The sequence below is a fragment of the Gordonia amarae NBRC 15530 genome, from assembly GCF_000241345.1.
GTDB lineage: Bacteria > Actinomycetota > Actinomycetes > Mycobacteriales > Mycobacteriaceae > Gordonia > Gordonia amarae.
In genome coordinates this window covers 1-18340 of sequence record NZ_BAED01000059.1, presented here as the reverse complement: position 1 = coordinate 18340, position 18340 = coordinate 1, and the positions used below count along the sequence as shown (strand labels likewise).

Sequence of the window (18340 nt, the reverse complement as noted above, 5' to 3'; positions counted from 1 at the left end):
GGATGGGGCCGGGCTACACCGATGCCGGTGAATCCTGTTCGGCAGGCGCCGGCGGCATCGGGGGCATGTCGAGCAGCACCGGCACGCGGCGTTCGTAGTCCGCGAAACGGATCGTCGGGTCGGCGACCTCCGGGGCGTTGACGAACGAGACGAAGCGGCTCAGCTTTTCCTCGTCGTCGAGCACCGCGGCCCATTCGTCGCGGTACCCCGCGACATGGCGTTCCATCGCTTCCTCCAATTCGGCGGCCAGTCCGAGACTGTCATCGCAGACGACCGCTTTGAGATGCTCCAGCCCGCCTTCCAGGGACTCCAGCCACGGCGCGGTGCGCTGCAGCCTGTCCGCGGTGCGGATATAGAACATCAGGTACCGATCAATGTAGGCGACCAGGGTCTGGTCATCCACCCCGCCGGCCAGCAGCACCGCGTGCTTGGGACTCTGCCCGCCGTTGCCGGCCACGTACAGGTTCCAGCCGTGTTCGGTGGCGATGACGCCGACGTCCTTGCCGCGGGCCTCGGCGCACTCGCGGGCACATCCGGAGACACCGAACTTGATCTTGTGCGGGGACCGCAGGCCGCGGTACCGCTTCTCCAGGAACACCGCCATTCCCACCGAATCCTGCACGCCGTAGCGGCACCAGGTGGATCCGACACAGCTCTTCACCGTGCGCAGGCTCTTGCCGTACGCCTGGCCCGACTCCATACCGGCGTCGACGAGGCGCCGCCAGATCTCGGGGAGCTGGTCGACGCGGGCACCGAACAGGTCGATGCGCTGACCGCCGGTGATCTTGGTGTACAGACCGTAGTCGCGGGCGATCTCGCCGATGACGATGAGCTGCTCCGGGGTCACCTCGCCGCCGGGCATCCGCGGAACGACCGAGTACGAGCCGTTCTTCTGCATGTTGGCCAGGAAGTGATCGTTGGTGTCCTGCAGCGCAGCCTGCTCACCGTCGAGGATGTGGTCGCTCGAGGTGGACGCCAGGATGGACGCGACGGTCGGCTTGCAGATGTCGCAGCCCAGGCCGGTGCCGAAACGGGTGATCAGCGCGGAGAAGGTGCGGATACCGGTGACCGACACGATCTCGAACAGTTCGGCACGGGACTGCGAGAAGTGCTCGCACAGCGCCTTGCTCAGTTCGACGCCGGAGGCCGCCAGCAGCGACTTCACCGACGGCAGGCAGCCGCCGCAGGTGGTGCCGGCCGAGGTGCAGCCCTTGATGGCCGCCAGGTCGCAGGCGCCGTCGGCGATCGCCGAGCAGATGGTGCCCTTGGACACGCCGTTGCACGAGCAGATCTCGGCGTCGTCGGGCAGCGCGTCCACACCGAGGGCCGGCCCCGACGAGCTCGGCACGATCAGTGCCGACGGGTCGCCGGGGATCTCCCGGCCGACCATCGGCTTGAGCATCGCGTACGCCGACGCGTCACCGACGAGGATGCCGCCGAGCAGGGTCTTGGCGTCGTCGGAGAGCACGAGCTTGGCGTATCTGCCGGCCACCGGGTCGTGGTAGACGATCTCGAGTGCGTTCTCGGTGGTGCCCATCGCGTCGCCGAAGCTGGCGACGTCCACGCCGAGCAGCTTGAGCTTGGTGGACAGGTCCGCTCCCGGGAATCGGCTGTCGCCGCCGAGCAGGTGGTCGGCGACCACCTCCGCGGTGGTGTAGCCGGGGGCCACCAGGCCGTAGCAGCGGCCGTCGACCGCGGCCACCTCACCGATCGCGTACACGTCGGGATCCGATGTGCGGCACGAGGTGTCGGTGAGCACACCACCGCGCTCGGCGACCTCGATACCGGCCTCGCGGGCCAGCTGATCGCGCGGGCGCACACCGGCCGAGAACACCACGAGGGCGGCATCGATGGTGGAGTCGTCGCTGAGGGTGACCCGCAGTGCTCCGGGCAGCTCCGGGTGGTCGGCGATGCTCGAGGTGCCCACACCGGTGTGGACGTGCAGGCCGAGATCGGTGATGAGGCCCTTGAGTACGGCGCCGCCGCCCTCGTCGACCTGCATCGGCATCAGCCGCGGAGCGAACTCGACCACATGCGGGGTCATCCCGAGCAGCTTGAGCGCGTTGGCGGCCTCCAACCCCAGCAGGCCGCCGCCGACGACCACACCCACCGCTCCCGGCCCGGCGGCCTCCGCGGTGGCGCGGATGCCGTCGAGGTCGTCGAGGGTGCGGTAGACGAAGCACCGCTCGTGATCGTGCCCGTCGACCGGCGGGACGAACGCGTACGACCCGGTGGCCAGCACCAGCGCGTCGTAGTCGACGACCCGGCCGGAGTCGGTGGTGACCCGCTTGCCGGACCGGTCGATCGCGGTGACCAGCTCACCGAGGTGGCTGGTCACCGCCTCGTCACCGGCGTAGGTGTTGCCGTCCAGGGCCAGCGAATCACGTTGCCAGGAACCGACATAGGAGGACAGGGCCACCCGGTCGTAGGCGGGATCTGCTTCTTCGCCGATCACCACCACATCCCAGTCGCCGCCGGAATCATGGTTGCGTAGTGACTGTACGAACCGGTGTCCGACCATGCCGTGGCCCGCGACCACCACTGTCTGCCTGCTCATCTGAAAGTACTCCTCGAAACGTGAAACGTTGTCTGCGTGCGGGCGTGCGCCGTCAGGCGAGCGTCCCGTTTCCGGCGGTGGTCGGAACTGTATGCGGCTCCGCGTCATTCGTTGCTGCTGCGTCGTCGATCGTTGTGGCGGAGGACTTCTCGGCCACCGCAGGTTCGGTCCCCGTGGGCTCGACCACGATGTCGGTGGTCTCGGTGCTGAGCACGGTCTGGCGGCGGACGTAGAAGACCCAGGTGATCACCGCGGCGACCACATAGAAGGCCATGAAGATCCAGAACGCCACCGTCGCCGACTGATTGGACTTGTAGCTGGCCCGCAGCACCAGGTTGATACCGACACCGCCGAGACCGCCCAGCGCACCGGCCAGACCGATCAGCGCACCCGACATCGACCGCGACCAAGTGACCTTCGCCATCGCGCTCAGGTCGGTACGGGCCTGCGCCTTCTCCTCCCAGATGGTCGGGATGATCTTGTACACCGAACCGTTGGCGATTCCCGAGAGCAGGAACAGCAGGATGAAGCCGACGATCAGGCCCACCAGGTGTCCGGTCTCGATGACCTTGCCGTTGTTGTCGGACATGGTGCCGGCCGCCACCAGGATCGCCGCGGCCGCGGTCATCCCGACGAACGTGTACATGGTGACCTTGCCGCCACCGATCTTGTCGGCGAGCTTGCCGCCGTAGGGACGGGCGAGCGAACCGAGCAGCGGGCCGATCCAGGCGATCTGCGCCGCGGCCAGCGCGGGCTTGGCCGCACCCGAGGAGGTGAAGCTGATGTTGAGGACCTGGCTGAACGCGAAACCGAAACCGATGAACGAGCCGAACGTACCGACGTACAGGATGCCGATGATCCAGGTGTCGCGGTAGCGCAGGCAGTCGATCATCGCCTTGGCGCTGGAGGTCTGGTGGTCGAGGTTGTCCATGTACATGGCCGCACCCACACCGGCGATCGCCAGCAGCACCAGATAGAAGGCGCACACGATCTCCGGGTTGTCGGAGGCGAGCCAGATCACCAGCAGACCGATCAGCTGCACGGCCGGCACTCCGATGTTGCCGCCGCCGGCGTTGAGGCCGAGCGCCCAGCCCTTGAGCCGCTGCGGGTAGAAGGCGTTGATGTTGGTCATCGACGAGGCGAAGTTGCCGCCGCCGAAACCGGTGATCGCCGCCACGGCCAGGAACCAGCCGTAACCGAAGTCACCCGGGTTCATCATCAGCATCAGGGTGAGGCCGGTGGGGATCACCAGCACGATCGCACTGAAGATGGCCCAGTTGCGGCCGCCGAAGCGGGCTGTCGCCTGGGTATAAGGAATGCGCAGACAGGACCCGACGAACGTCGCGGTGGCGGCGATCACGAACTTCTGGTCGAGGCTGATCCCGTATTCGGGGCCCATGAACAGGGCCATCACCGAGAACAGCGACCAGATGGAGAATCCGACGTGCTCGCAGATCACGCTCCACACCAGGTTGCGCTTGGCGATGTCGGCGTTGCCGTTGTCCCAGGCCTCCCGGTCTTCGGGATCCCAATCGGTGATAGTGCGGTCGCGCCGCAGATTCGTCAGCAGAGACGACATGTGTTTCCCCTCGGATCGTCTATCGGGTGGCACCAGCAGTCATGCCGGCTTGTCACCGACCCCGATGTCGGTTGTGATCCAAGGTAGGAACCGCGTGTTTCACGGTTTTGCCCGTCGGTGTCCGAACAATCACGTTGTTCTCACATCACGCCGGACCCGGTGAGAGATACGCCCCAGGGCTAGACGAGCAGTCTGACCAGTTCGACGACACGCAGCAGGCCGGGCAGCGCACCGCCCGTCGACCGCGGATGCAGGGCATGCACCGCGAGTCGGAACATGGTGGCGCGCAACAACATCTGCGGCCACTCGTCCTGGTCCGCCCAGCGGTTGACCAGGTCTTCGTCGGCACCGCCCCAGGCCAGCGAATCCACTACCGCCACGGCCGACGCCCACACCGCGGGCCGCCAGTACGGCACGATATCGGTGATTCCGGGGGCCGCGGAACCGGCGAACAGCACCGTGCCGAACAGGTCGCCGTGCACCACCTGCGACTGCATCTCCACCGGCTTACGCAACTTGGCGAGCATTCTGAGCGCCTCGAGGCTGGCCTGCCCGTCCACGGAGGTGGGTTCGGCCATCCCCGCGGCCCGGGCCGAACGCAGCGGTGTGTCCTCCCAGGCCGCGCGGTCGGCGGCGGTGAACACGTCGACGTCGGTGTGCGGCGGCGCGGGCGGCTGCACCAGGAAACGGGGCCGCTCGACATCGGACAGGGCGGCGTGCAGACGGTCGGCCACCGACAGCACCTCGTCGTGGCGCGGTTCGGGGCTGCCGGCGATATAGGTGTCCGCCCGCCACCCCGACACCACGTAGCGGCCGTCGGTGGCGCGGAACGGCCGTGCGATGCGCAGGCCGTCGACGTACAGATGTTCGCGAACCTTGGCCGACCAGGCGGCCCTCGCGTGATCGGGAACGAGGGACAGCACCACCTCGCCCACGCGCCAGCCACCGTGCCAGGAGTCGCCGATCTCTATCGGCGGGTGCGCTGTGAGACCGAATGTATTGAGTACATGGTCGGGCGGGGCGAGCGGAGTCACGCCTTAAAGATTACCGACGCGAACTTACAATTCCAGTTAACGACGCGATTTCCCACAACGAGATTAGCTGCTTTTCCGGCGGAGCGGCACCACCGAACGGTCTACTACCTGCTGGTAGTAGACCGTTCGGGCGTCAAAGATCGCGTTGATCGGGCCATGTCCGGGCTGATTTCAGCGGTCTCAATAGACCGGGAGCGACGGCTCCACCTGATGAGCCCACGCGGTCACGCCGCCCTGCAAATGGGTGGCATCGGCAAACCCGGCCCGTTTCAGCGCGGCGAGCGCCTCCGCCGACCGGATACCGGTCTTGCAGTACAGCACCGTCGGCCGGTCCTGCGGGATCTTCGCCAGACCCGCACCCGAGAGGATGTCGCCCTTGGGCACCAGTTCGGCACCCTCGATGTGCACGATGTCCCACTCCACCGGCTCCCGCACGTCGATCAGCGCGAACCGCTCACCGGCGTCGAACCTGGCCTTCAGCTCGGTGGCGGTCAGCGTCGAACCGGCCGCGGCATCGGCGGCCTCTGCCGACACCACACCGCAGAACTCGTCGTAGTCGATGAGTTCGGTGATCTTCGCACCGTCGGGATCCTTGCGGATCCTGATGGTGCGGTAGGTCATGTCGAGGGCGTCGTACACCATCAGCCTGCCCAGCAGCGGCTCACCGATACCGCAGATCAGCTTGATCGCCTCGGTACCCATGATCGACCCGATCGACGCGCACAAGATGCCCAGCACACCACCCTCGGCGCATGAGGGCACCATCCCCGGCGGCGGAGCCTGCGGATAAAGGTCTCGATAGTTGATGCCCCGGCCGTCGGGGGCATCCTCCCAGAACACCGACGCCTGACCCTCGAAGCGGTAGATCGAACCCCACACATACGGCTTGTGCGCCAGCACGGCGGCATCGTTCACCAGGTAGCGGGTGGCGAAGTTGTCGGTGCCGTCCAGGATCAGGTCGTACTGCCCGAACAGTTCCACCGCCCCCTCGGCCTCCAGGCGCTGGGAATGCAGGTTCACCGTCACATACGGATTGATCTCCCGGATCGAATCGCGGGCACTCTCCCCCTTCGGCCGGCCCACATCGGACTGTCCGTGGATCACCTGCCGCTGCAGATTCGACTCGTCGACCACGTCGAACTCGACGATCCCGATGGTGCCGACACCGGCCGCGGCCAGGTATAGCAGCGTCGGCGAGCCCAGCCCACCGGCGCCGATCACCAGCACCTTCGCGTTCTTCAGCCGTTTCTGCCCGTCCATGCCCACGTCGGGGATGATCAGGTGCCGGCTGTACCGGGCGACCTCGTCGTTGCTGAGCTCGGCCGCCGGCTGCACCAGCGGAGGAAGAGAAGACACGGCAAACTCCTGTGTTGGACTGGTCTTGTCAGTCCTCAACCGCACCGGCGGCCCGGGTAATCCCGATCAACCCTTATCTGTGTCAACCCTTATCTGGGAACGGCCACGGGTTGGGCTTACAGACGAACGACGGGTTGGCGTCGATGTCCGGGTCGAACGTCAGGATGTCCTTGTTGGACACACCGAACGACTGCTGCATCATCACCGGCGCCAGCGCACCGTTGCGCGGACACGGCAGATGGTGTTCGTAGCCGATGCCGTGACCGACCTCGTGGTTGATCAGATACTGCCGGTACAACAGGTCGTCGCCCTGATAGGAGTGGGCGCCGCGCACCCAGCGGGCCTCGTTGAGCACCACCCGCTTGTCCGGCGGGTAATAGCAGGAGGTCTCCAGCTTGATCTGGTAGCCGCACAGCTCCCGCGCAGTACCCGACGACGACAACGACACCCGCAGGTCGGGGTTGTCGGAGGTGACGCGCCGGAACGCGACCTTGCCGTCACCGATCCAGCTTCGCTGGTTGGCCAGCGTCGAATCGACCATCTTCGCGAATGCCTGCTCGCCGCCGAAGTCCTGGGCGTTGATGCCGTCCTCCACCTCGACTGTGTAGGTGTACACCTGCCCGGTACCCACCTGCGGGGTGCGCCCCCGCACCTGGTGATACACCTTCTCGCCCTGCGCGGTGAACGGCGGGCCCGCCGGCAGCACACCCGCGGGCATCGCATCGGGGTTGACCTGTTCACTGGGCGCACCGATCGCGGTGGTGGTCTTGTTGATGTTCGTATTCCGGGCGGCCAGATCGGTCGGGCCCGAGCCGCCGTTCGAGCCGCCGCCGTCCTTGATGGTCAGCACCAGCAACAGCACCGTCAGGACCGTCAGCACCGGAATCGCGTAGGCACGCCAGCCGTACGCGGACATGAAACGGCCGAGCGCGCTCTGCTTCTTGCGCCCGGGCTGCGCCCCCCGATCCACCCGCTGACGTCCGCCGCCGTCGGTGGGATCCCACCGCGCCCGCAACGGCTCGTCCGGATTGGGGCGATTCCACCGTCCAGATGACGGTCCGGGAACACCGGGACCCGTGTGCGCCGGATCCCCCCGCTCCGGATCACCCTGCGCCGTTCCCCCCTGCGCCGGATCCCTCTGCGCCGGATCCCTCTGCGCCGGATCCGGCCACGAAGCGCGTTCACCTTCCTCTGGGCCACTCACGAGTCAACTTTCTCACAGGTCACGCCGATTACCGGGCAGGTGAACACGTGCGTCCCTTCCGCCACACCGACCATCCGGTCCCGCCCCGACCGACACGCCGGTCCTGCACGAGTACTCTCAGATCATGTCGACTGCCACGAATTCGCCCGCCGGTGCGGGACGCAGCACGCGCTTGCCGCGCAGTGCGCGCAGGTTGCAGTTGCTGGAAGCGGCCAGCGAGATCTTCGTCGAACGCGGGTACCACTCCGCGGGGATGGACGAGATCGCGATCCATGCCGGAGTCAGCAAACCTGTCCTGTACCAGCATTTCCCCTCCAAGCTCGATCTGTACCTCGCGGTCGTCGACTCCCACGCCGAGAAGCTGGTCAGCGACGTCAACGCCGCCCTGCTCACCACCACCGACAACAAACAGCGTGTCAGGGCGGCGGTCAAGGCATTCTTCGACTTCATCGACGAGGACAACTCCGGCTACCGGCTGATCTTCTCCTCCGACGCCATGGACCCCGCCGTCATCCGGCGCATCGAGAACGCCACCGAGGGCTGCGTCGACGCCGTCTACGGCCTGGTCATGCACGATTCGGGATTCGACCCGCACCGATCGCGGATGCTCGCCGCCGGCCTCGTCGGCGCCAGCCAGGTCAACGCCCGCTACTGGCTCGAGGCAAAACGGCCCGTCGACAAGCAGACCGCCATCGACACCACCGTCGCCTTGCTCTGGGGTGGCCTGTCCCACGTGCCGCTGCAGGGTTCTCAGGGTTCTGCGGTGGAATCGGACTCCGCTTAGCCCCGTTCTTCACTCCGACCACGCGGGGCTCGTTCCTCGCTCGCGTGTCGTCGCTCCAGAACGGGTCGCTCCGCCCGATTCAACCGCGCGGCCAAACATGTCGTCACCTTGACATCGGCCCGTCACCAACAGGCTGTGGGCAACGAAAGAGGGCCCCGGTGCTACCGGAGCCCTCTTGCTTTGTGTCCTGTCAGGAACCGAAGCCGACCTTGCGGACCTCGGCGGCACCGACCTCGACGTAGGCGATCTTCCCGGCCGGGACCAGGACCCGCGAGCCCTTGTCGTCGGTCAGTTCCAGCAGCGCCGCGTCGCCGGCCAGCGCGGCCTGCACGGCGGCGTACGCCTCGTCGCTCGACAGCGCGGACTGCACGGCCAGCTCACGCGGGCTGTCGACGATCCCGATCTTCACTTCTACGGCCATGACCACCCTTTTCCATCCACAGCCGGTGTCCCCGGCCTCACATCAGCTTGGAGCTTCGCCCCCACGTTAGTGCAGGAACCACCCGCCCCACTCACCGCTCCGCTACCAGCGAACGTTCACACCAAACCCAGATCCGCCATGCGCTGGGCGTGGCGCTGTTCGACGGTGTCGAAGAAGTTGGCGACGCCCTGCAGCGACGTGCCACCGGAGAACAACAGGTCGGTGACGTCCTCCTCGGCGGCCAGAACCCACTGGGCGTGGGTGACGGCCTCCCCGAGAAGCCTGCGGGCCCACAGCTTGAGGGGCGCGGCGATGTCGGGGTCGCGGGCGATGGCAGCACGCACCTCGGCGCACGCGAACTGCGAGTTGTCGGTCTGCGACATGACCTCGCGGATCGTGTCGCCGATCGGGACGGCGGGCACCACGTCGATGAACTCGGAGTAGAAGTCGGCCGCCAGGTTGTCGCCGATGTAGGCCTTGACCAGCACCTCGTTCCAGTTCGACGGGGTGGTGGCCCCGTGATACTGGTCGAACACACTGCGGTAGCGGGCGATCGCGGCGACCGGGTCGATGCCGTCGGCCCGCAGGTGATTCTCCAGGGTCGCGTAGTGATCCACCTCGGCGGCGATCATCTTGCCGAGCGCGATCTGGCCGCCCACACCCGGTGCGAGCTGCGATTCGATCATCAGCCGGGTGAACGCCGCGTGTTCCCCGGCCAGGAGAATCGCGAACAATTTGGTGGTTGCGGACGCTTCCGTGATCGCCACCTGACCCGCGTCGGGGGCAGGCCGACCGGTGGCGCCACCCGAGGGCGCGGCTGTTGAGGTCATGGGCCGATCGTAGGCACTGCGGCCGGAGGGCACCAACTGCAAGTACACTGTCCGGTGGTGTCATGGCGATCGTGATGTCCGCCGGTCCGTGGATCCGCATTCACGGACGTCCCGGCGGGCATGGCCGGGTGGGTCTGTCGCAGATTCTCGTCTGTCGCAGATTTCCCGAGACGGTCGCGGCACCTGACTTGTGCGCGCACAACCTGAGCACAATCGCGATCACCAGGTCGCCCCGCGCGCGGACGCGCCCATTGCGTCCGGCGCCGGGAAGCCGGTCTGCGATCGCCCGGCACGCCGTTCCGCCACCGCGGTGTGGCTGCCGGGGGCGATTCGTCCGCAGCTGAGTAGGTGCGTGCGTGCTGACGCAATACCGAAAGGCTCCAATCGAATATGTCCAACCCTGACAACACCGGTGCCGCGGCACCGGGAACCGGCAGTGCCCCGACGACCAGCGCCGCCCCGGCGACCGACGAGGTCCGGACGACCATCGTCGACGACTCCCACGTGCCGCCGACGTTCGCCGAACTGGGCGTCGACCCGCAGATCGTCGAGGCCCTCATCGAGGATGGCAAGGCCCACACCTTCGCCATCCAGGAACTGACCCTGCCGCTGGCGATGGCCGGCGACGACCTCATCGGTCAGGCCCGCACCGGCATGGGCAAGACCTTCGGCTTCGGTGTCCCGCTGCTTCACCGCCTCGCCAACGCCGACGCCGCGGGCATCCGCTCGCTCGACACCACCCCCCGGGCCCTGATCATCGTCCCGACCCGCGAGCTCTGTATCCAGGTCACCGGCGACATCGAGCTGGCCGCGAAGAAGGTCACCGTGCCCGCCGGCGACGGTATCCGGCCGCTCAAGGTCACCTCGATTTACGGCGGACGCCCGTACGAGTCGCAGATAGCCGAACTGCAGTCCGGTGTCGACGTGGTGATCGGCACCCCGGGCCGCCTGCTCGACCTCGCCCAGCAGGGCCACCTGATCCTCGGCAAGGTGCAGGTCCTGGTGCTCGACGAGGCCGACGAGATGCTCGACCTGGGCTTCCTCCCGGACATCGAGCGCATCATGGCGAGCCTGCCCGCCGACCGGCAGACGATGCTGTTCTCAGCGACGATGCCCGGCCCGATCGTCACCCTGGCCCGCACCTTCCTGAACCGGCCCACGCACATCCGCGCCGAGCAGGCCAACGACTCGGCGGTGCACGACCGCACCGCGCAGTTCATCTACCGCGCCCACGCGCTCGACAAGGCCGAGCTGGTGGCCCGCATCCTGCAGGCCGAGGGCCGGGGCGCCACGATGGTCTTCACCCGCACCAAGCGGACCGCGCAGAAGGTGGCCGACGACCTGGCCGAACGCGGCTTCAAAGTGGGCGCCGTGCACGGCGACCTGGGTCAGGTGGCCCGCGAGAAGGCGCTCAAGAAGTTCCGCGAGGGCAAGATCGACGTGCTCGTCGCCACCGACGTCGCCGCCCGCGGCATCGACATCGATGACGTGACGCACGTCATCAACTACCAGTGCCCGGAGGACGACAAGACCTACGTGCACCGCATCGGCCGCACCGGCCGCGCGGGCCGCACCGGCATCGCCATCACCCTCGTCGACTGGGACGAGCTGCACCGCTGGGAGCTGATCAACTCGGCGCTCGGCATCGGCGTGCCCGAACCGGTGGAAACGTACTCGACGTCGGAGCATCTGCGCACCGACCTGAACGTGCCGGAATCGGCGACGGGCCGTATCGCGCCGCCGCCGCGCACCGAATCCGCCGAGCCGCGGCAGCGCCGGGAACGTCCGGTGTCCACGCGCACCCGTACCCGCCGCCGGACCCGTAGCGGACAGCCCGTGGAGGGCGGGGCGGAAGCCCCGGCCACCCAAGACGGTGACACCACCGAGGCGGCTGCCGCCCAGGACGGCGACAAGGCCGCGGCGGACGGCACCGACGAGGCCCCGAAGGCGCCGCGCAAGCGTCGTCGCCGCCGTGGCGGTTCGGGCCGCAACTCCTCCCGCGAGGGTGCCGACGGTTCGGCCGCGGCGGGTGAGCCCGTCGCCGTTCCGGCGGCCGAATGACCATCCGGGCGGCCCTGGGGCGCCATGCCGCCTAGCCGGCCCCGAACCGTGCCCGAACGGCGCACCCGGACCGATCTGCTGATCAGCGCACTGATCGTCGTGGTGGTGCTGGTGGCGGGTGTGGTGATCTGGTGGTTCAGCCCCGTGCGGCACACCACTCTCGACCAGTCGGGCCGCCTCGTCCCGGCGGCCGGAACGGCACGCACGGTGCCGGCGGCGCTGGTGCCACTGTGGCAGGCGCCGTCGTCGGCCACCCGCGTACCGGCGCTCTCCCGTGCGCTGGTGATCACGGGCGACGACGGTGCGGTAGTCGCCCGTGACCCCGCCACCGGCAAGCAGGTGTGGCGGTACTACCGCAACCGGCGCGTGTGTTCTGTGCTGGCAGCCTGGCGCGACTCCCACGACACCGTCCTGGCGGTGTACGGCAACTCACGCGGCTGCAGTGAGGTGACCGCCCTACAGGGCGAGACCGGAGCCCGGACGGGGGCGCGCACCAGCGACGCCGACAAGTCCGTCGAACTCGCCGGCGGTTCGAACTACGTGCTGGCCCAGGGCCGCACCCGGCTGGAGACCTGGGGCAGCAACCTCGTGCGCGGCATCGAATACGGCCGGATCGAGGCACCGGTCAAACCCGACGCACAACCGCAACGCACCGGCTGCGACATCTCGTCGGCGGTACTGGGAGGCGACCGGCTCGCCCTCATCGAGCACTGCGACGACGACCACGGATACCGGCTCACCGTCCTCGGCGTCAACCAGGACGACGACGAGAAGGTCCGCCAGTTCGGCTCGACCGTCATCACCCGCGGCACCGCCGACGGACCGCCGCCCGCGGTGGTGGCGATGAGCAGCAGCGCCATCGCCGTCTACGACGGCGGTGCCAACCCGCCCGAACCCGATGCCGCCGGGGTGTCGGATGCGGCCGCGCCGCGCCGGGCGTCGGTGCGGCAGTTCAACTCCGACGGTGTGCAACAACGCACCAACACCGTCAACGGCCCCCGCGCCCTGCCCGAGGCGAACGCGTCGATCAGCGGCGACGGCCTGACCACGTTCTGGACCGGCCGCGCGACGGTCGTGCTCGACGCGAGCAGCATGCGGCCCGCGTTCCAGGTGCCGGGCACGCTCGGGCCGGGACAGACGATGGCCGGACAACTGCTGCTTCCGATAGCCTCGGGGATCAGCGTGCGCGACCCGGCGACGATGAAAGAGATCCGCACCATCCGCTACGCCCGCGACGGCTACAACGCCGAGCGCGACGGGATGATCGCGCTGCGGGTGCTCGGTAACCGGGTCGTCGAGCAATGGGGTTCGACCGTGGCCGTGTACGGCCCGCCCACCTGACCCGGCCGTCAGCGAAGAAGACCGTCAGGAAAGGTCGGACGTGCGTACCGGCTCGCCCGCATCCCAGTGCTTCCACAGGTTCTCGGCGAGACCACGATATGCGGTGGCGCCCTTGTTCTTTCGGCCCCGCATCACCGACGTGCCCGACGCCGACGCCTCCGCGAACCGGACGGTCCGCGGGATCGGCGGTTCGAGCACCGGCAACCCGTACCGGTCCGCCACATCCGAGAGCACGTCCCGGCTGTGCGTGGTCCGCGCGTCGAACAGTGTGGCCACCGCGCCGAGCAACTGCAGCTGCGGATTGGTGATCTGCTGAACCTCGGTCACCGTGCGCATCAACTGCCCGACACCCCGATGCGCCAGCGTCTCGCACTGCAACGGCACGATCACCTGCTCGGCGGCCGTCAACCCGTTCAGCGTGAGCACACCCAGCGACGGCGGACAGTCGATCAGGATGACATCGAAATCCTCGGCGACCTCGGCCAGTGCCCGCTTCAGCGCGTACTCGCGACCCGGCCGCATCAGCAGCAACGCCTCCGCACCCGCCAGATCGATCGTCGCCGGCAACAGCGTGACATTGTCGTCGGTGTCGAGCAGGACGTCCGCGATCTCCTCGTCGCCCAGCAGCACATCGTGCACCGACGCTTCCAGCTCGTCCGGGTTATGGCCCAGCGAGAACGTCAGACAACCCTGCGGGTCCAGATCGACGACCAGTACCGACGCGTCCAGATCGGCCAGAGCGGCCCCGAGCGAGGCGACAGTCGTCGTCTTGGCGACGCCGCCCTTCTGATTCGCGACGGCAAGAATCCGTGTCATGCCCCTAACCATACGAGGTCCGATTCACCGACGTGCATCACAATGACGTCCCGCATCCAACCCGGCTACACCGAACGGAGCACAAGGCAGGGTTCGCACGCTTTCCGGGACCGGCCCAGGCCCTAGCGACGCTTGCGCCGCTGCGCGCCCTTCCCCGACGTCCCGCCGCCGGCCGGCTTCCCCGAAGCGGACGGCTTCCCGGCCTTCGGCGACGTGCCACCACCTGCCGCGCGCGGAGCCTCCAGGTGCGCATCCGGCGCGTAGTCGCTCGCCAGCCACTGCACCGACGACGGCATGAACAACATCACCAGCACAGCGATCGCGATCAGCGCGAGCGGAACCCCGAACACCGCCTGACCACTGGTCACCAGGTAATACGACACCGGTAACAACAGGATCTGCGCCACCACCGATATCGCCCGGCCCCACCGGCGGCCGAACCACAACGCCGCCCCGCCGGCCAGCACGCCACCGAAAATGATCCCGAACCACGCCGCCGTGCCATACCCGCTGATAGCGGCCTCTTCATGGCCCGCCGCCTCACGGATCACCAGCACCACCGCCACGATGATCGCCACCGCACCCTGAGCCATCGTGATCGCACCCGCGATCCGCACATACCGCGGCACCCCACCGGCCGCCGGGACATCCGCGGACGGCACGTCCGCACCACCGTAACTGCCGGGACGACTCTCACTCACGCAACCACCCTATGCGCCCCGCACCCCTGCCACACCTTCCCCCACCGCGTGAAACACTGAAACCCCCACGCCCGGCCACCGTGAATTCGGCTCCACGCCCGCGACCCCATATCCTGTGTTCTCGTGCGCGTCATGCTGATCGTCAACCCCTTCGCCACCGCCACCACAGCGGCAGGGCGCGATGCGCTCGTCCACACCCTCGAATCGCGGTTCACCGTCGATGTGGAACACACCACACACCGCGGACACGCCAGCGAACTCGGCGCCCGCGCCGTCAAAGAAGGCCACGACGCCGTCCTCGTCCACGGCGGCGACGGCACCGTCAATGAAGCCGTCAACGGCATGCTCGGCGCCCCCGCCGCCTTCACCGCCCAGGAACGACCCCAACTCGGCGTCATCCCCGGCGGCAGCGCCAACGTCTTCGCCCGTACCTTCGGCGTCAACGCCGACCCCCTCGTCGCCACCCGCCAGCACATCGGGCTCCTCGAAAGCGGACAGCACCGCTCCATCGGCCTCGCCCACACCGCCGACCGGTGGTTCCTGTTCAACACCGGAATGGGTATGGACGCCATCGTCGTCCGCGAAATGGAACGCAAACGGCACGCCGGCAAAGCCGCCACCCCCAGCCGCTACCTGTGGACCACCGTCTCCTCGTTCTTCGCCAACGCCACCAACCCCGCGAGCTTCACCGCGCACGTCCCCGGCCACGACCCCATCACCGGCGTCAAATTCGGCTTCGTCAGCAACACCAGCCCCTGGACCTACCTGGGCACCCGCGAAATCCGCACCAACCCCGACACCGGCTTCAACACCGGCCTCGGACTGTTCGCCGCCACCTCCACCTCCGTGGTGCGCAACATCCCCCTCGCCACCCGGCTCCTCGCCCAGCGCCCGCCCAAAGCCCGCCACCTCTACCGCAACGACGACCTCGACTGGATCCGCTTCGAAGCCGAAACCCCCCTCGACGTGCAGATGGACGGCGACTACATCGGCACCCACACCGAACTGAGCTTCGGGCAGCGCGCCGACGCCATCAACGTGGTCGCGCCTCAACACCTGTGATCAGATCGGGCTCCGCTCACCCCGCGTCTTCCCTCCGCCACGCGGGGCTCGTTCCTCGCTCGCGCGTCGTCAGTCCAGACACGGGACGCTCCACCCGATCTGATCACGCGGCCAAGATTTTGCGTTGCGACACATCGGCCTCTTGCGGACCACCCGCTCGGGCTTAGGACGTTCCCTAGCGCCGAACTCTGGGATGCAAGCACCACTTGGCGACAGGCCGATGTCAGGACGACCACATGTTTGGCCGCGTGGTCGGATCGGGCGGAGCGTCCCCGGTCTGGAGTGACGACACGCGAGCGAGGGACGAGCCCCGCGTGGTCGGAGCGAAGACCGGGGGTGAGCGGAGCCTGATCCGACCACAAAGTTACTGCCGGGTAACGCATGGTCAGGACGATTTCAAGGGCTAGTGCAAAATCTCACAAACGGACACATAGTCGCAAAATTTCCGATGACATCGCAACCAACCCGGCGTAGCATAGAGCATCGGTACTCAACCGGTGCATGCACCCCCTGACACGGCTCCATAGCCCGAGTGCTATAGGCCGAAAGGGTGATATTGCACACGTGTTAACGGAACACCATTGACTTCGGCTGAATTCGTGAAAGTATTCACAAGCAACAGCGCGGAAACATTCGGTGCCTCCGCGTGAACAATCGGTTACAGCCACCCACAGTTTTATGAGCATCATCGAACCGTGCGCGCAGCACGCAGAAGGAGTAGTTGGAATGGACTGGCGGCACAAGGCGATCTGTCGTGACGAGGATCCGGAACTGTTCTTCCCGGTGGGAACGAGCGGCCCGGCCATCGCGCAGATCGCTGACGCGAAGCTTGTCTGCGGCCGGTGCCCGGTCACTGCCGAGTGCCTGTCGTGGGCACTGGAGTCCGGCCAGGACGCAGGCGTCTGGGGCGGCATGAGCGAGGACGAGCGTCGCGCCCTCAAGCGCCGCAACGCGCGTACCCGCACCCGCAGCTCCGTATAGCGACATCGGCTCACTCCGGACGTCGTCTGCCGGAGAGCCACCGAACGAAGGGCCCGGCCTCACGGCCGGGCCCTTCGTCGTGCCTTGACACCGACCCCAGAATGGGCGAGATATGTTCCGGCACACAATGGTTCGGCTCCCCCGATCCGTGACCGCCGGGATCGGCCCGCACGCCACGCCTCAGCGCAGCGGGACCACCACCCGTGCCTGGGTACCGCCGGCGTCGCCGCGCCGCATGTCGAGCGTGCCGCCGAGGTCGATGGACACCATGGTCTTCACGATCTGCAGGCCCAGTCTGTCGGAGGTGCTCAGATCGAACCCCTCGGGAAGCCCGGTGCCGTTGTCGACCACCTCGATCGCCAGTTCGCGGACGTCGCGGCGGGCGTGGATCTCGATCCGCGTGGCCCGCGCTTCAGCGGTCCCGGCTTCTCCCCCGCCGGTCCCGACGCCGTGCTCGATGGCGTTCTGGATGAGCTCGGTGAGCACCATCACCAGCGGCATCGCCTGGTCGGCGGGCAGCACCCCGAGCCGGTCGACCCGGCGAACGAGGACCCGTGACTCGCCGGCGACATCGACGAGGATGGGCACGAGACGGTCGGTGACCTCATCGAGGTCCACCTCCTCGTCGACGCTCCCGGACAGCAGTTCGTGAACCAGTGCGATAGACGCGACCCGCCGCACCGCCTCGTTGAGGGCGCCCTTGGCCTCGGGGTTGGTGGTGCGCCGGGACTGCAGGCGCAGCAACGCCGACACCGACTGCAGGTTGTTCTTGACGCGGTGGTGGATCTCGCGGATCGTGGCGTCCTTGCTGATGAGCGCGAGGTCGCGGCGTTTGACCTCGGTCACATCGCGGATCAGGATGACGGCACCGTTCGCCGCCCCACGGGGACGCAGGGCCACCGCCCGCAGCAGCACCGTCGCCCGCCGGGCGTCCACCTCCATCCGCATACCCACGTCGTCGCGGTAGGGCACCCGCGCGGAGCCGACGGGCCCGATGGCGGCCTCCACCATCGCCGCCACGTCCTCGGATTCGAACCGGTCGGTCAGCAGTTCGGCGGTCACCTCGGTGAGCCTGCGGCCGGCGAGTTCGGAGGTCCAGCCCATCCGGTGGAACGCCGACAGCGCGTTGGGGCTGGCGTACGACACCACCCCCGACAGGTCGAGACGGATGAACCCGTCACCCGCGCGTGGCGTCGACAGACCCTGCGAGTTCCCCTCTTTCTCGGGGAAGGTGCCGTCGGCGACCATCTGGCACAGGTCGTTCGCCGACTCCTGATACGCCATCTCCAGCGGCGACGGTAGCCGCGGATGGGTCAGATCGGTGGCCCTGATCAGCACTCCGATGATCGCGGCGTCCCCGCGCGGGCCTGCAGCCGGCGATGCCGGGTGGGCCACCGGGATCACCTCGCGACGGATGGCGACCGCACCGTGCCAGGTCGGATCCTCGTCGCGGTGGATCTGCCCGTCGGTGAACGCCCGGGCCACCCGATTGTCGGCGCCACGGCCGATGACCCGGCCCACCTCGTCGCCGGGGAAGACCGTGGAGGCCGTGTTGGGGCGGCACTGGGCCACGGTGACCATCGCGCCGCCCTCACCGCGCACCGTGAGCATCA

Annotated in this window: 15 protein-coding genes; 5 read left to right on the top strand and 10 right to left on the bottom strand. The window is 67.8% G+C overall.

Annotated elements, in window-relative coordinates; all coding sequences use genetic code 11:
* Window positions 1-13: 13 nt before the first annotated feature.
* The 5 genes from nirB to GOAMR_RS16290 form a co-directional block, all read right to left on the bottom strand.
* A complete protein-coding gene (gene nirB / locus GOAMR_RS16310) occupies window positions 14-2557 on the bottom strand; it encodes a nitrite reductase large subunit NirB (RefSeq protein ID WP_005190285.1) in 2544 nt (847 codons plus the stop codon).
* 52 nt (window positions 2558-2609) lie between these two features.
* Window positions 2610-4136: a nitrate/nitrite transporter gene (locus GOAMR_RS16305; RefSeq protein WP_005190283.1), complete on the bottom strand. Its 1527-nt coding sequence runs from the start codon at window positions 4134-4136 to the stop codon at window positions 2610-2612.
* 179 nt (window positions 4137-4315) lie between these two features.
* Complete coding sequence (locus tag GOAMR_RS16300; RefSeq protein WP_005190281.1) at window positions 4316-5170, bottom strand: TIGR02569 family protein; 855 nt, start codon at window positions 5168-5170, stop codon at window positions 4316-4318.
* Between the two features lie 180 nt (window positions 5171-5350).
* Window positions 5351-6526 (bottom strand): adenylyltransferase/sulfurtransferase MoeZ, encoded by a 1176-nt coding sequence (moeZ, locus tag GOAMR_RS16295; RefSeq protein ID WP_005190278.1) that lies wholly within the window; start codon window positions 6524-6526, stop codon window positions 5351-5353.
* 82 nt (window positions 6527-6608) lie between these two features.
* The gene (locus GOAMR_RS16290; RefSeq protein WP_138943779.1) at window positions 6609-7730 is read right to left on the bottom strand and encodes a DUF3152 domain-containing protein; all 1122 of its coding nucleotides are present in this window, start codon (window positions 7728-7730) and stop codon (window positions 6609-6611) included.
* Between the two features lie 124 nt (window positions 7731-7854).
* Here GOAMR_RS16290 and fasR point away from each other — a divergent pair, with 124 nt between their 5' ends.
* Window positions 7855-8514 (top strand): HTH-type transcriptional activator FasR, encoded by a 660-nt coding sequence (gene fasR / locus GOAMR_RS16285; protein WP_005190273.1) that lies wholly within the window; start codon window positions 7855-7857, stop codon window positions 8512-8514.
* A gap of 190 nt (window positions 8515-8704) precedes the next feature.
* Here fasR and GOAMR_RS16280 read toward each other — a convergent pair whose 3' ends face one another.
* Both GOAMR_RS16280 and GOAMR_RS16275 read right to left on the bottom strand, forming a co-directional pair.
* A complete protein-coding gene (locus GOAMR_RS16280) occupies window positions 8705-8935 on the bottom strand; it encodes a DUF3107 domain-containing protein (RefSeq protein ID WP_005190270.1) in 231 nt (76 codons plus the stop codon).
* Between the two features lie 116 nt (window positions 8936-9051).
* Entirely contained in the window at window positions 9052-9765 is a 714-nt protein-coding gene (locus GOAMR_RS16275) for a ferritin-like fold-containing protein (RefSeq protein ID WP_083836997.1), read from the bottom strand.
* A 390-nt stretch (window positions 9766-10155) separates the two neighbouring features.
* On the opposite strand from GOAMR_RS16275, the gene GOAMR_RS16270 reads away from it, so the two are divergent.
* Window positions 10156-11826 carry a DEAD/DEAH box helicase gene (locus tag GOAMR_RS16270; RefSeq protein ID WP_005190265.1) on the top strand — a complete coding sequence of 557 codons (1671 nt, stop codon included), beginning with the start codon at window positions 10156-10158 and terminating at the stop codon, window positions 11824-11826.
* Window positions 11827-11850: 24 nt separating this feature from the next.
* A complete protein-coding gene (locus GOAMR_RS16265; protein ID WP_040515585.1) occupies window positions 11851-13167 on the top strand; it encodes an Rv3212 family protein in 1317 nt (438 codons plus the stop codon).
* A 24-nt stretch (window positions 13168-13191) separates the two neighbouring features.
* On the opposite strand, the gene GOAMR_RS16260 is transcribed toward GOAMR_RS16265, so the two are convergent.
* Both GOAMR_RS16260 and GOAMR_RS25920 read right to left on the bottom strand, forming a co-directional pair.
* Window positions 13192-13983, bottom strand: coding sequence for a ParA family protein (locus GOAMR_RS16260; RefSeq protein WP_040515583.1), 792 nt, complete (start codon window positions 13981-13983; stop codon window positions 13192-13194).
* 122 nt (window positions 13984-14105) lie between these two features.
* Window positions 14106-14684: a hypothetical protein gene (locus GOAMR_RS25920; protein WP_005190254.1), complete on the bottom strand. Its 579-nt coding sequence runs from the start codon at window positions 14682-14684 to the stop codon at window positions 14106-14108.
* A 123-nt stretch (window positions 14685-14807) separates the two neighbouring features.
* On the opposite strand from GOAMR_RS25920, the gene GOAMR_RS16250 reads away from it, so the two are divergent.
* Together GOAMR_RS16250 and GOAMR_RS16245 are read left to right on the top strand one after the other, a co-directional pair.
* Window positions 14808-15746 (top strand): diacylglycerol/lipid kinase family protein, encoded by a 939-nt coding sequence (locus tag GOAMR_RS16250; protein WP_005190252.1) that lies wholly within the window; start codon window positions 14808-14810, stop codon window positions 15744-15746.
* A 726-nt stretch (window positions 15747-16472) separates the two neighbouring features.
* Window positions 16473-16727: a WhiB family transcriptional regulator gene (locus GOAMR_RS16245; protein ID WP_005190251.1), complete on the top strand. Its 255-nt coding sequence runs from the start codon at window positions 16473-16475 to the stop codon at window positions 16725-16727.
* A 180-nt stretch (window positions 16728-16907) separates the two neighbouring features.
* Here the strand turns inward: GOAMR_RS16245 and GOAMR_RS16240 are convergent.
* Window positions 16908-18340 (bottom strand): sensor histidine kinase (locus tag GOAMR_RS16240; protein ID WP_005190250.1); only part of this gene is annotated, 1433 nt, incomplete at its 5' end.

Bases quoted from the DNA above. Each gene is read 5' to 3' on its own strand.
- GOAMR_RS16260 (WP_040515583.1), bottom strand. From the start codon at position 13,983: ATGACACGGATTCTTGCCGTCGCGAATCAGAAGGGCGGCGTCGCCAAG.
- GOAMR_RS16275 (WP_083836997.1), bottom strand. From the start codon at position 9,765: ATGACCTCAACAGCCGCGCCCTCGGGTGGCGCCACCGGTCGGCCTGCC.
- fasR (WP_005190273.1), top strand. From the start codon at position 7,855: ATGTCGACTGCCACGAATTCGCCCGCCGGTGCGGGACGCAGCACGCGC.
- GOAMR_RS16245 (WP_005190251.1), top strand. From the start codon at position 16,473: ATGGACTGGCGGCACAAGGCGATCTGTCGTGACGAGGATCCGGAACTG.
- GOAMR_RS16280 (WP_005190270.1), bottom strand. From the start codon at position 8,935: ATGGCCGTAGAAGTGAAGATCGGGATCGTCGACAGCCCGCGTGAGCTG.
- GOAMR_RS16270 (WP_005190265.1), top strand. From the start codon at position 10,156: ATGTCCAACCCTGACAACACCGGTGCCGCGGCACCGGGAACCGGCAGT.
- nirB (WP_005190285.1), bottom strand. From the start codon at position 2,557: ATGAGCAGGCAGACAGTGGTGGTCGCGGGCCACGGCATGGTCGGACAC.
- GOAMR_RS16265 (WP_040515585.1), top strand. From the start codon at position 11,851: ATGCCGCCTAGCCGGCCCCGAACCGTGCCCGAACGGCGCACCCGGACC.
- GOAMR_RS16305 (WP_005190283.1), bottom strand. From the start codon at position 4,136: ATGTCGTCTCTGCTGACGAATCTGCGGCGCGACCGCACTATCACCGAT.